The organism is Pseudomonas sp. FG1 (assembly GCF_034313875.1).
GTDB lineage: Bacteria > Pseudomonadota > Gammaproteobacteria > Pseudomonadales > Pseudomonadaceae > Aquipseudomonas > Aquipseudomonas veronii.
The window spans coordinates 539,686-552,035 of record NZ_JAVIWP010000001.1 but is presented as its reverse complement, the minus strand read 5'-3'; the positions used below and the strand labels follow the sequence as shown (position 1 = coordinate 552,035).

Here is a 12,350-nt window from a genome sequence, read left to right as displayed (position 1 = left end):
ATGATCCAGCCAGTATCGATGACCGTCGAAGCCGGGCTTGCTGCCGAGCAGGCCTTACTGGCTGAAGTGTGCGCGGGTGAGCGGGCGTTTGGATTGCTGTTCTGGCAACCCAGCGACCAGGCATTGGTGATGCCGCGTCGTTTGAGCCGCTTGCCGGCGTTCGAGCTGGCTAGCCAAGTGTCAGCCGCGGCGGGTTGGCCGGTGCTGTTACGCGAAACCGGCGGCGAGCCGGTGCCGCAATCAAACGCCACGGTCAATATCGCCCTGGTCTACGCACCGCCGCGCAGCGAAGGCGATCAGGGGCGCATCGAAACCGGCTACCTGCGTTTGTGCCAGCCGATCTGTGACTTGCTGATCGAACTGGGCGGCGATGCTTCCGTCGGCGAAATCGACGGCGCGTTCTGCGACGGCCGCTACAACGTCAACCTCAATGGCCGCAAAATGGTCGGCACCGCCCAGCGCTGGCGTCAAAGTGGTGGCCGTCCGGTGGGGCTGGTACACGGAGCCTTGTTGCTGGACAACGATCGCGAAGAACTGATCGCGGCGGTCAATCGCTTCAATCAAGCCTGCGGCCTGGAACAGCGCGTTCGCGCCGACAGCCATATCGCCCTGCACGAAGCTTTCCCCGCACCGGACGCGCTCAGTCGGCTGGATGCGTTGTACCGGCAGATGCTGGCCAGCTTCCTGCCGGTTTAACGGGTGCCGAACACCACCATCGTCTTGCCTTTGACGTCTACCAGGTTGCGTTCTTCCAGATCCTTGAGCACGCGACCGACCATCTCCCGTGAACAACCGACAATGCGCCCGATCTCCTGGCGCGTGACTTTGATCTGCATGCCATCGGGGTGAGTCATCGCGTCGGGCTGCTTGCACAGCTCCAACAGGCAGCGGGCCACACGGCCGGTGACATCAAAGAATGCCAGGTCGCCGACTTTGCGCGTGGTGTCCCGCAGGCGCTGGGCAATCTGGCCGCTCAGTGCATAGAGGATGTCGGGATCGTGCTGGGTCAGTTCACGAAACTTCGTGTAACTGATCTCGGCCACTTCGCTCTCGATTTTGGTCCGCACCCAGGCGCTGCGCTCCTGTTCTTTGCCCGCTTGTTCAAATAACCCCAGCTCGCCGAAGAAATCGCCGGTATTGAGGTAGGCAATGATCATCTCGCGGCCGTCTTCATCCTCGATCAGGATGGTGACCGAGCCCTTGATAATGAAGAACAGTGTTTCGGAGCGTTCGCCTGCGCAGATGATGTTGTGCTTGGCCGGGTAACGACGACTCTGGCAATGCGTCAGCAGTCTGTCGAGATTCTTGATCTTGGGTATGGGAGTAAAAGCAACCATGGTTGTATCCCGAAAAAGACTGCACAGGGTGGTTGGAATTGTTTTTATCCAGCTGTATCTGCATTGATACACGTTGTACAAAGGATGGCAATGCGCCATTCATTTGGCGCCAGCTTACCAGACACATTGTGACTCGATTAGCCAATTTACCGGGTAACTGTGGCGATTGATGGCTTTACGCGCAAAAGCTGCCGGCCGCGGGTCGTGTGCTAAGCTGGCGACCCTTTTTTAGCAGTGGAGTCTGGGCGATGAAGGCACGCATCCAATGGGCGGGCGAAGCCATGTTCCTCGGTGAGTCGGGCAGTGGCCATGTCGTGGTCATGGACGGTCCGCCGGAAGCCGGTGGCCGCAACCTGGGCGTACGCCCGATGGAAATGCTCCTGCTTGGTGTAGGCGGTTGCAGCAATTTCGACGTGGTCAGCATTCTGAAAAAGTCCCGCCAGGCCGTGGAAAGCTGCGAAGCCTTCCTCGAAGCCGAGCGTGCGACTGAAGATCCCAAGGTGTTCACCAAGATCCATATGCATTTCGTGGTCAAGGGCCGGGCGCTGAAAGAAGCCCAGGTCAAACGTGCCATCGAGCTGTCGGCCGAGAAGTATTGCTCGGCGTCGATCATGCTGGGCGCGGCCGGTGTCGCCATTACCCATGATTACGAAATCATTGAGTTGGGCTGATCCAGGGATTCGTCGGCAATAAAGACAGGGCGCTTTGATAGCGCCCTTTTTTGCAGGTTAGATGCGGTAGGTGCTTTTGGTCATGACCTTGGCCATCAGGCTCATGCCAAACCTCACCGGCGCCGGGAAGCGGAAACCACCGGCGTCCAGTGCGCTTTCTGCGTGGTGTTCTTCGTCGATACGCATCTGTTCAAGAATCGCCCGGGACTTTTCGTCTTCGGTCGGTAACTGTTCCAGGTGCTCATCCAGGTGCTTGCATACTTGCTGTTCCGTGGCTGCGACAAACCCCAGGCTGACTTTGTCGCTGATCAAGCCGGCTGCGGCGCCAATCCCAAACGACAGGCCATAGAACAGCGGGTTCAGCACGCTGGGATGGCTGCCCAATTGGCGAATGCGTTGCTCGCACCAGGCCAGGTGGTCGATTTCTTCCTCGGCGGCATGCTCCATGGCTGCGCGCACTTGCGGCAGCTTGGCGGTCAGCGCCTGGCCCTGGTACAGCGCCTGGGCACAGACTTCGCCGGTATGGTTGATACGCATCAGGCCGGCGACGTGGCGGGTGTCGGTCTCGTTCATCTGTGCATCGGGCTGCACGATGGCGGGCGACGGGCGATACGGCTGGCCGCTGAATGGCAGCAGCGTGCGTATGGCCGTGTCGGCTTGCAACAACAGACGGTCAATTGGCGAGTAGTGACGTTGGGTAGTCATGCTGACCTCCGGGAAGAATCTCGGCGGCCAGTTTACCGCAAGAGAGGGCGAAGCGTTTGCGTTGAGTCAAGGGCATGGGGTCGCATGCGGGAGGCCGGCGACCAGTGTGTCAGGCGTATCAGCCCGGCGGCCAGTTCATCTGGCGCTGACCCAGCACATGCATGTGGATATGGTAAACGGTCTGTCCACCGTCTTCATTGCAGTTCATCACCACACGAAAGCCCTTCTCGCAGCCCTGTTCCAGGGCCAGGCGCTGAGCGGTGAACAGGATGTGCCCAGCCAGGGTTTTGTCGCTTTCGGTCAGATCGTTCAGGGTGCGGATCGGTTTTTTCGGGATAACCAGAAAATGTACCGGCGCTTGTGGGGCGATATCGTGGAAGGCGAGGACCTGATCATCTTCATAGATGATCTTCGCGGGTATTTCTCTGTTGATGATCTTGGTGAACAGAGTATCCAAAGCTGTTTCTCCATGGTGAATGTGCAGGGTGAGTGTACTCAGGCCTTCAGCGCGGGCAATAGGCCTTGTTGATCGCGCCGGCGAGCTTGCGGGTCAGCCAGCGTGGGCTCAAGCGCGGACTGAAGGCGAGCCAGCGATTGCGGCGGCCGGGGATGATGATGGCTTGGTTTTTTTCCAGGGCGCGCACGGTGTAGAGCGCCACTTCCTCCGGGCTCATCAAGTGCGCGCTGCGCTCGAGCTTGGCGGTGTCCATTTGCGCCGTGCCGAAGAAGGCTGTGCGCGTCGGGCCGGGGCACAGCACCGAGACCTTGATGCCGCAGGTTTTCAATTCTTCGCGCAGACCTTCGGAGAAGTGCAATACATAGGCTTTGCTGGCGTAGTAACTGCTCATCCACGGGCCGGGCTGGAATGCGGCGATCGAGGCGACGTTGAGGATCTGCCCGCCGCCATGCAGGGCCATGGCATTGCCGAGGGCGTGACACATACGGGTCAGGGCGAGGATGTTGACTTCGATCAGGTCCTGCTCGGTCATCCAGTCCTGGGCCAGGAACGGCCCGCTGGTGCCCATGCCAGCGCAGTTGACCAGCAAGTCGATCTGCCGCTCGCCTTCCTCAAGCTCCAACAGGAACCCGGACAAACGCAGCGGCTCACCCAGGTCGCAGGCGCGGAACAGCACCTCGACGCCGAAGCGTTGCGTCAATTCGATTGCAATGCTTTCCAACTGATCACGCTGGCGGGCCACCAGAATCAAGCTGCGGCCGCGCCGGGCCAGTGCTTCGGCCAAGGCCAGGCCGATGCCGCTGGAGGCACCGGTGATCAGAGCGTAACGGGTCATGCCTTTCTCCATCGCAACGCCGCCGGACCTGTGACAGAGGCATCACAGGCGGCGGGCGTTTTTTCACTGTTCTGGAGAGTCTACAGGTTCGGCCGCGTCGTCAGCACTTTGCACGTCTTCTTCATTGACGATCACGCTTTGATCGGCGTCTTCATCGGAGGTGATGGAGCTGCTTTCGTAGCTGCTGTCCACGTTGCTTTCGAGTTGGTCCAGGTAGCCGTTCATCCCCAAGGCCATCAAGATGATGAGCATCAACGGAATAAACGCCAGCCACAGGGAGGCCAGGACTTTCACTGCCGTGGAGTTGCGCGGTGGCGGCGCACCGTACTGGTTGGCGCCGGTGTTACCTGGCAACACCAGCAGCAGCAGCGGGAAAATGCTGTTCACCAGCGGTACCAGGTTCAGCAGGTACAGCCAGCCGGACCAGCCCAGGTCGTGCAGACGCTGCACGCCGATTTGCACGCTGACCCAGACAATCGCCACGAACAGCGCGAAACCCAGCAGCGAGCCCAGGATGATGCCCGCCGTCGGCGAAGCGGTCGCCACGGCGAAGCCGGCAGTGGCGAGGATGCCCGAGGCGACGAGCATCGCGACGGTGAGTACCAGCGTCCAGGCCAGGTAGCGCAGGCGACCGATGCGGCCATGGATCGTGAAGATCTTGAGCTCGGCGTACTCCGGCAAATCGTCACCTACTGCGGCACGCGGTGGTGCATACGGGGAGGCGGCAGGGCGGGCAGAGGGCTCGGTCTCGTGGGTTTCGTCAAGGCTGAAGGCCACGGGCTGTTCGGCTTCGATACGCGCGTCTATTCCGGCGTTCTTCAGCGCGGTGAGGTAGGTTTCGGCATCGGGGCGCGCGAGGTCGCGCTTGAGGGCGACGGGGCGACCGGTAAAGAGCTTCTCGATGGCCTCAACGTTGCTTTTGAACAATTCGGCGAGATTCAGTTTAGCGGTGGTGCTTTCGACACCCGGGAGCAGGGCTCCATCAAACACAATCTTGAAACGGTTGTCGCTCATGCGGGCATCCTTGTCATGTTACAGGGGAGGGGGCAGGCCCGCTTCAATGGGCGGGCCCGGCAAGTGTATCAGCGCGGCCAGCGCAACTGTGCCGCCTTCTCGCGGGCTTCGCGGTATTCGGCATCCAGGCGCGCAACGAGTTCATCGACGCCGGGCAAATCATCGATCTCACCGACGCCCTGGCCGGCGGACCATACGGTCTTCCAGGCCTTGGCCTCGTCGTTCAACGGCTTGAGCTTGGCGCCGAAATTGACTTCGCCTTTGCCTTGCAGGGCGGCCAGGTCGAAACCGGCGTTTGCCAGGCTCTGGCGCATGAAGCTGGCGGGCACGCCGGAGACTGCGGCAGTGTGTACGATGTCGACGGCGCCTGATGTGAGCAGCATCTCTTTATATGCATCCGGCGCGTGGCTTTCGGCGGTGGCGATAAACCGCGTGCCCAGATACGCCAGGTCCGCGCCCAGCAACTGGGCGGCCAGGATCTCGTGCCCGTGGTTGAGGCAGCCGGCCAGCAGCAGGGTTTTATCGAAGAACTGGCGAATCTCGGCGATCAACGCGAACGGGCTCCAGGTGCCGGCATGACCACCGGCGCCGGCGGCCACGGCGATCAGGCCGTCCACCCCGGCTTCGGCGGCTTTCTCGGCGTGACGTCGAGTGGTGACGTCATGGAAGACCAGGCCGCCGTAGCTGTGTACCGCATCGACCAACGCCTTCACCGCGCCGAGGCTGGTGATGACGATCGGCACCTTGTGCTCGACGCAGATCGCCAGGTCTGCCTCCAACCGTGGGTTGCTGTGGTGGACGATGAGGTTGACGGCGTAGGGCGCAGGGTTGCTCAACTGCGCCAGGCCCGCTTCGATTTCCTCCAGCCAGGCCTTGAAACCACTGCTTTCGCGCTGGTTCAGTGCCGGGAAACTTCCGACCACGCCATTGCGGCAGCACGCCAGGACCAGTTGCGGATTGGAAATCAGGAACATCGGCGCGGCCACGACGGGCAGGCGCAGACGTTGTTCAAGCAAAGCGGGCAGCGACATTGGAGGTACCCCGAGGCATTGACGTTAGAACGGTTTGACCACGACCAGAATTACGATAGCCAGCAATATCAGAACCGGGAACTCATTGAACCAGCGATAAAAGACATGGCTGCGGGTGTTTTCGCCACGGGCGAAGCGTTTTACCTGCGCGCCGCACATGTGGTGGTAACCGATCAGCAGAACGACCAGGGTCAGCTTGACGTGGAGCCAGGCGCCCATATGGAAGAGGCCGGGGTTGAGGGCGATCATCCAGATGCCGAAGACCAGCGTGGCAAGCATCGACGGGCCCATGATGCCGCGATACAACTTGCGCTCCATGACGCTGAAGCGTTCCTTGCTGACGGTGTCTTCGCTTTGGGCGTGGTAGACGAACAGGCGCGGCAGGTAGAACAGCCCGGCAAACCAGCACACGATGCTGACGATATGGAAGGCTTTGACCCATAGATAAAGCATTTTTAGTTATTCCCAGGTTCACGGTAACTGAAGATAGTAGTGGCTCATGCGTCCTTACGTCACCTTGGCGGTTGTCGCAGGACAATGCGGCCCCTATTATCGACGGCTTTCCAGTGGGTTCTTTGAGGGCAGGTTTATGGTCAAGGTCGGTATCGTCGGCGGCACGGGTTACACCGGTGTCGAATTGCTGCGTCTGTTGGCTCAGCATCCGCAAGCTGAGGTGGTGGTCATCACTTCCCGATCCGAGGCCGGCCTGGCTGTGGCCGATATGTACCCGAACCTGCGAGGCCATTACGACGGCCTGGCGTTCAGCGTGCCGGACATCAAGACCCTCGGCGCCTGTGACGTGGTGTTCTTTGCCACCCCCCACGGCGTAGCCCATGCGCTGGCCGGCGAGTTGCTGGCCGCGGGCACCAAGGTCATCGATCTGTCGGCGGACTTCCGCCTGCAGGACGCCGACGAGTGGGCCAAATGGTACGGCCAGCCACACGGCGCGCCGCAGCTGTTGGAAGAGGCGGTGTACGGCCTGCCGGAAGTCAATCGTGAGCAGATCAAGCAAGCGCGCCTGATCGCCGTGCCGGGTTGCTATCCGACCGCGACGCAGTTGGGCTTCCTGCCATTGCTCGAAGCCGGGCTGGCCGACGTTTCGCGCTTGATTGCCGACTGCAAGTCGGGCGTCAGCGGCGCCGGGCGTGGGGCGGCGGTGGGGTCGCTGTACTCCGAGACGTCGGAAAGCATGAAGGCCTACGCGGTAAAAGGGCATCGTCATCTGCCGGAAATCCGCCAGGGGCTGCGTCGCGCCGCCGGTAAGGATGTGGGGCTGACCTTCGTGCCGCACCTGACTCCGATGATCCGTGGCATTCACTCGACACTGTATGCGACGGTGGTGGATCGCTCGGTGGATTTGCAGGCGCTGTTTGAAAAACGTTACGCCAACGAGCCGTTCGTCGATGTGATGCCGGCCGGCAGCCATCCGGAAACCCGCAGCGTGCGCGGCGCCAACGTGTGTCGGATTGCCGTGCATCGGCCGCAGGACGGTGATCTGGTGGTGGTGCTGTCGGTGATCGACAATCTGGTCAAGGGCGCTTCGGGCCAGGCGGTGCAGAACATGAACATCCTGTTCGGCCTGGATGAGAAGCTGGGCTTGTCCCACGCAGGCATGCTGCCGTAAGGCTGTCAGGTCGCCAAGCAGAAGGCCCGTCGATCGGGCCTTTTGTGTTTTTAATGGCGGCTGCGCAGATTGATATACCGTAACAATAGTTGACCGCTTTTCTAGGAGAAGCGGATAATACCGACCATTACGCATATGGCGGCGGTACGCCGGGAGATTATCAGCATGAGCGTTGAGTCCTTCACCCCCACGGCTTTGCAATTCACCCACGGTGCTGCGCACAAGGTGAAGAGCCTGGTCGATGAAGAGGGTAATGATCGCTTGAAGCTGCGCGTATTTGTTACGGGCGGCGGTTGTTCAGGGTTTCAGTACGGTTTTACCTTCGATGAAGAAGTGGCCGATGACGACACCATCGTCGAGCGCGAGGGCGTGAGCCTGGTTGTGGACCCCATGAGTTTCCAATACCTGGCAGGCGCCGAGGTGGATTACCAGGAAGGTCTGGAGGGTTCGCGTTTCGTGATCAAGAACCCTAATGCCACGACTACGTGTGGTTGCGGGTCTTCGTTCTCGATCTGATCGGTAGCGGATACAAAAACGCCGCTTGGCTTTGATCGGCCAAGCGGCGTTTTGCTGTCTGCGGATTCTGGCGGGCAGTCAGGCGGGGTAGATCGCGCCCAGCACCCGTAGCCCGCGTGCGCCAGTGACGCTGGGGCGGTTGGCGGCGATGCCTTCGAGGCAGCAATGGGCCAGCCAGGCGAAGGCCATGGCTTCGACCCAATCGGGATCGACGCCGCAGGTGGCGGTGCTGCTGACCTGGGTCGATGGCAATAGCGTGGCCAGGCGTTTCATCAGCGTGCGGTTATGCGCGCCGCCGCCGCAGACAAGCAGGGTGTTTGTCTGGGGTTGGGCGGTTTGCAGGGACTCGACGATGGTCAGGGCCGTCAGCTCCAGCAGCGTGGCCTGGATGTCCTGGGGGGCGAAGGCGGGTAGGCGCGCCAGGTGTTGTTGCAGCCATCCCAGGTTGAACACTTCGCGCCCGGTGCTTTTTGGGCCTTTGGTCAAGAAAAAGGGGTCACTGAGCAGCGCGTTGAGCAACTGAGGTTCGACTTTGCCGCTGGCGGCCCATTGGCCCTCGCGATCAAAGTGTTCGCCGCGCTGTTGATGAATCCAGGCATCCAGCAAGACATTGCCCGGGCCGCAGTCGAAGCCGGCTACGGGTTTTCCGGTCTCGATCAGGCTGAGGTTGCTGAAACCTCCGACGTTCAAAACCGCACGATTCCCACTGCGTTCGTCAAACAGTGCTTCATGAAAGGCCGGTACCAACGGCGCACCCTGGCCACCTGCAGCAACGTCGCGGCTGCGGAAGTCGCTGACCACGGTGATGCCGGTCAATTCGGTGAGCAAGGCAGGGTTGCCGATCTGTACGGTGAAACCGCGTGCCGGTTCATGGCGGATAGTCTGCCCATGGCTGCCGATCGCGCGAATGTCCTGGGGCTTGAGGTTGTGCTGGTCGAGCAGGGCATGGATGCCCTGGGCGGCGAGTGTCACCCAGCGCTGCTGGGCCATTGCCGAGCGGGCGATCTCATCCGGGCCGCTGGCGCACAGGCCAAGCAGCTCCGCGCGCAGGCTGTCTGGCATGGGGATGTAGTGAGTGGCGATCAGCTTGATCGCCGCCTCTTGTTCGATCAGGGCGATATCCAGGCCATCGAGGCTGGTCCCTGACATCACGCCTATATAGAGCGGCATACCTTAGCGCTTCGCCGAAGCCAGCAGGGTGGAGCGCTCCTGATCCATACGTGCCATCAGCGGTTGGCTTTGTTGCATGAAACGCGCGCGTTCGGCCTTGGCGATCGGGTCGGCCATCGGCAGTTTCTGGCCCAGCGGGTCGACGTGTACGCCATTGACCTGGAATTCATAGTGCAAGTGTGGGCCGGTGGACAGGCCGGTCGTGCCGATATAGCCGATCACCTGGCCCTGCTTCACGTTGCCGCCGGTCTGTACGCCCTTGGCGAAGCCTTGCATGTGGCCATACAGCGTGCGGTAGGTGTTGCCGTGCTGGATGATCACGGTGTTGCCGTAACCGCCGCGACGTCCGGCCAACAGTACCTTGCCGTCACCTGCGGCCTTGATGGGCGTGCCGCGCGGCGCTGCATAGTCGACGCCTTTGTGGGCGCGGATTTTGTTCAGGATGGGGTGCTTGCGTCCCATGGAGAAGCGCGAGCTGATGCGGGCGAAATCCACAGGTGTGCGGATAAAGGCCTTGCGCATGCTGTTGCCATCAGCGGTGTAGTAACTGCTGTTGCCTTGTTTGTTGGTGTAGCGCACGGCGGTGTAGGTCTTGCCGCGGTTGGTAAAGCGCGCGGAGAGGATATTGCCGGTGCCGACCACTTTGCCGTTGGCGACTTTCTGCTCGTAGATCACGTCGAATTCGTCACCCTGGCGGATGTCCTGGGCGAAGTCGATGTCGTAGCCAAACACGCTGGCCATGTCCATGGTCATGCTGTGGGACAAGCCGGCACGGGCGGCCGATTGCGACAGCGAGCTGTTGATGACGCCATGTACGTAGGCGGAGCGCATCACTGGCTTGGTGGTGATGCGATTGAACGCGAAACCCTTGGCACCCTTGGTCAGGGTGATGCTTTCCAGGTCGCTGAGGTTGCTGTGCAGGTTGTTCAGCTGGCCATCTGGGGTCAGTTCGAATTCGAGTTTTTGACCGCGTTTGAGCTGGGTGAATTGCTTGGCTTGTTTATCGCTGGCCAAGACCTCATTAATCGTAGTGGCAGGTAGGCCGACCTTCTCGAACAGCGTGGAAAGCGTGTCGCCCTTGCCGACGAGCACCTCGCGATGCTGGGGGTTCTTGGCCTGCGCTACGGCAGGTGCAGCCTGCTGCTGGGCGGTTTTGTCGGTTTCGTCCGGGGCGCTTTCGATCTGGGCAAACGGCGAATCGACGGATGCATTTGTGGCTAGTTGCGCGTCGGAAGCGTCTTGATCTTGTGTCAGTTGTTCTGCGGGACTTTCCAGGTCAAGGCTCAGGGATGTTCGTTTGGCTTCTACGTCACTGGAAGGGAATACCAGGAGTGCCAGGCTCAGAAGGGCGGCGATACCACTTGCAGCGAGCAGGTGGGTCTTTGGGTAAAGCGGCGGCGCTTTAGACGGTTCTGTGGTCATAGGTAATTTTGACTTTGAAGATGAAATGGAAAAGATGACTGACATGATGAAGATGAAATAACTGTATAAAATATAACCAAATCATCTGTGACGCAAGCTCGCGAACGCCGGGCTTGTCGAACGGTGTCCGTGCGCAGGGCAAAACTTGTAATTAGTCCCTGATCTTGTATGGTTGGTTCCCTTTTGAATCTGAGCCTTGCGGGTCTGTTATGAAGTCGGTTGAAGAGCAGCTAGCGCTGATAAAACGTGGTGCGGAAGAACTGTTGGTCGAGGCGGAGCTGATCGAAAAGCTCAAGCGTGGCCAGCCCCTGCGTATCAAGGCCGGCTTTGATCCGACTGCGCCGGATCTGCACCTGGGCCATACCGTGCTTATCAATAAGCTGCGCCAGTTCCAGGACCTGGGGCATCAGGTGATCTTCCTTATAGGGGATTTCACCGGGATGATCGGTGATCCAAGCGGCAAGAGCGCCACGCGTCCGCCGCTGACCCGTGAACAGGTTCTCGAGAATGCCGAGACCTACAAGACCCAGGTGTTCAAGATTCTCGATCCGGCCAAGACCGAGGTGGCGTTCAACTCCACCTGGATGGACAAGATGGGGCCGGCGGACTTCATTCGTCTGACATCCCAGTACACCGTGGCGCGCATGCTTGAGCGCGATGACTTCGACAAGCGCTATTCGACCAACCAGCCGATCGCGATTCATGAGTTCCTGTACCCGCTGGTCCAGGGCTATGACTCGGTGGCGTTGCGCGCTGACGTTGAGTTGGGTGGCACCGATCAGAAGTTCAACCTTCTGATGGGGCGTGAGCTGCAGCGTGCGTATGGGCAAGAGGCTCAGTGCATTCTGACCATGCCGTTGCTGGAAGGGTTGGACGGCGTCAAGAAGATGTCCAAGTCCCTGGGCAACTATGTCGGTATCCAGGAAGCGCCGGGCGTGATGTACGGCAAGCTGGTTTCGATTCCGGATGCGCTGATGTGGCGTTACTTCGAGCTGTTGAGCTTCCGCTCGATGGATGAGATCAATGCGCTGCGTGCGGATGTCGAGGCGGGTGCCAATCCTCGCGACGTGAAGATCAAGCTGGCTGAAGAGATTGTTGCGCGTTTCCATGGCGAGGAAGCTGCGGCCAGTGCTCACCGTGCGGCGGGCAACCGCATGAAGGATGGTGAGCTGCCGGATGATCTGCCGGAGATCGAGCTGACTGCTGCCGAGGCAATGCCGATCGCGGCCGTCCTTAATAAGGCAGGCCTGGTGAAGAACTCGGCGGTCGCGCGTGACCTCTTGGGTTCCGGTGGTGTGCGTATCGATGGTGAGGTGGTTGATCGCACCTTTATATACGCGCTGGGTGCGACCCATGTTTGCCAGGCTGGGAAGAAGGCATTTGCGCGTATTACGCTTAAATCCGAATAAGTCTGAAATTAACTGTTGACGGCGATTTATATCTGTCTATAATTCGCCCCACTTCCGGCGCAGTCGAAACGGAAAACTCCTTGGTAAACAAAGAGTTACGCAAGATTCGACAGCGACCTGCTTCAGTTTATCGAAGCCTGGAAGGAGTTGGTAGAGCAG

14 protein-coding genes are annotated in these 12,350 nt (G+C 60.1%); 5 read left to right on the top strand and 9 right to left on the bottom strand.

What is annotated here, in order from left to right:
• The gene (locus RGV59_RS02635; protein WP_322246862.1) at positions 1 to 696 is read left to right on the top strand and encodes a lipoate--protein ligase family protein; all 696 of its coding nucleotides are present in this window, start codon (positions 1 to 3) and stop codon (positions 694 to 696) included.
• Here RGV59_RS02635 and crp read toward each other — a convergent pair.
• A complete protein-coding gene (crp, locus tag RGV59_RS02630) occupies positions 693 to 1,337 on the bottom strand; it encodes a cAMP-activated global transcriptional regulator CRP (RefSeq protein ID WP_017847788.1) in 645 nt (214 codons plus the stop codon). The two genes, RGV59_RS02635 and crp, sit on opposite strands and share 4 nt — an antisense overlap.
• Positions 1,338 to 1,585: 248 nt before the next feature.
• Here crp and RGV59_RS02625 point away from each other — a divergent pair, with 248 nt between their 5' ends.
• Positions 1,586 to 2,008 (top strand): OsmC family protein, encoded by a 423-nt coding sequence (locus tag RGV59_RS02625; RefSeq protein ID WP_005792019.1) that lies wholly within the window; start codon positions 1,586 to 1,588, stop codon positions 2,006 to 2,008.
• Between the two features lie 57 nt (positions 2,009 to 2,065).
• Here the strand turns inward: RGV59_RS02625 and coq7 are convergent, their stop codons facing one another.
• From coq7 to hemJ, 6 genes are all read right to left on the bottom strand, one after another.
• Positions 2,066 to 2,713 carry a 2-polyprenyl-3-methyl-6-methoxy-1,4-benzoquinone monooxygenase gene (gene coq7 / locus RGV59_RS02620; RefSeq protein WP_017847787.1) on the bottom strand — a complete coding sequence of 216 codons (648 nt, stop codon included), beginning with the start codon at positions 2,711 to 2,713 and terminating at the stop codon, positions 2,066 to 2,068.
• 118 nt (positions 2,714 to 2,831) lie between these two features.
• Positions 2,832 to 3,170 (bottom strand): histidine triad nucleotide-binding protein, encoded by a 339-nt coding sequence (locus tag RGV59_RS02615; RefSeq protein ID WP_017847786.1) that lies wholly within the window; start codon positions 3,168 to 3,170, stop codon positions 2,832 to 2,834.
• 46 nt (positions 3,171 to 3,216) lie between these two features.
• On the bottom strand, positions 3,217 to 4,005 hold the full coding sequence (locus RGV59_RS02610) for an SDR family NAD(P)-dependent oxidoreductase (protein WP_017847785.1): 789 nt from the start codon (positions 4,003 to 4,005) through the stop codon (positions 3,217 to 3,219).
• Positions 4,006 to 4,068: 63 nt separating this feature from the next.
• Complete coding sequence (locus tag RGV59_RS02605) at positions 4,069 to 5,019, bottom strand: DUF805 domain-containing protein (protein WP_017847784.1); 951 nt, start codon at positions 5,017 to 5,019, stop codon at positions 4,069 to 4,071.
• 68 nt (positions 5,020 to 5,087) lie between these two features.
• Positions 5,088 to 6,050, bottom strand: coding sequence for an NAD(P)H-dependent flavin oxidoreductase (locus RGV59_RS02600; protein ID WP_017847783.1), 963 nt, complete (start codon positions 6,048 to 6,050; stop codon positions 5,088 to 5,090).
• Positions 6,051 to 6,074: 24 nt separating this feature from the next.
• Positions 6,075 to 6,503 carry a protoporphyrinogen oxidase HemJ gene (gene hemJ / locus RGV59_RS02595; RefSeq protein WP_017847782.1) on the bottom strand — a complete coding sequence of 143 codons (429 nt, stop codon included), beginning with the start codon at positions 6,501 to 6,503 and terminating at the stop codon, positions 6,075 to 6,077.
• 136 nt (positions 6,504 to 6,639) lie between these two features.
• Here hemJ and argC point away from each other — a divergent pair, with 136 nt between their 5' ends.
• The gene (argC, locus tag RGV59_RS02590; protein WP_017847781.1) at positions 6,640 to 7,674 is read left to right on the top strand and encodes an N-acetyl-gamma-glutamyl-phosphate reductase; all 1,035 of its coding nucleotides are present in this window, start codon (positions 6,640 to 6,642) and stop codon (positions 7,672 to 7,674) included.
• 165 nt (positions 7,675 to 7,839) lie between these two features.
• Positions 7,840 to 8,190 (top strand): iron-sulfur cluster insertion protein ErpA, encoded by a 351-nt coding sequence (erpA, locus tag RGV59_RS02585; protein ID WP_007906865.1) that lies wholly within the window; start codon positions 7,840 to 7,842, stop codon positions 8,188 to 8,190.
• Between the two features lie 78 nt (positions 8,191 to 8,268).
• On the opposite strand, the gene RGV59_RS02580 is transcribed toward erpA, so the two are convergent.
• Together RGV59_RS02580 and RGV59_RS02575 are read right to left on the bottom strand one after the other, a co-directional pair.
• The gene (locus tag RGV59_RS02580) at positions 8,269 to 9,360 is read right to left on the bottom strand and encodes an anhydro-N-acetylmuramic acid kinase (RefSeq protein ID WP_232590932.1); all 1,092 of its coding nucleotides are present in this window, start codon (positions 9,358 to 9,360) and stop codon (positions 8,269 to 8,271) included.
• 3 nt (positions 9,361 to 9,363) lie between these two features.
• Complete coding sequence (locus RGV59_RS02575) at positions 9,364 to 10,782, bottom strand: peptidoglycan DD-metalloendopeptidase family protein (protein ID WP_322246861.1); 1,419 nt, start codon at positions 10,780 to 10,782, stop codon at positions 9,364 to 9,366.
• A 209-nt stretch (positions 10,783 to 10,991) separates the two neighbouring features.
• Here RGV59_RS02575 and tyrS point away from each other — a divergent pair, with 209 nt between their 5' ends.
• Positions 10,992 to 12,191, top strand: a complete 1,200-nt coding sequence (gene tyrS, locus RGV59_RS02570; protein WP_017847777.1) for a tyrosine--tRNA ligase — start codon at positions 10,992 to 10,994, stop codon at positions 12,189 to 12,191.
• Positions 12,192 to 12,350: the final 159 nt, after the last annotated feature.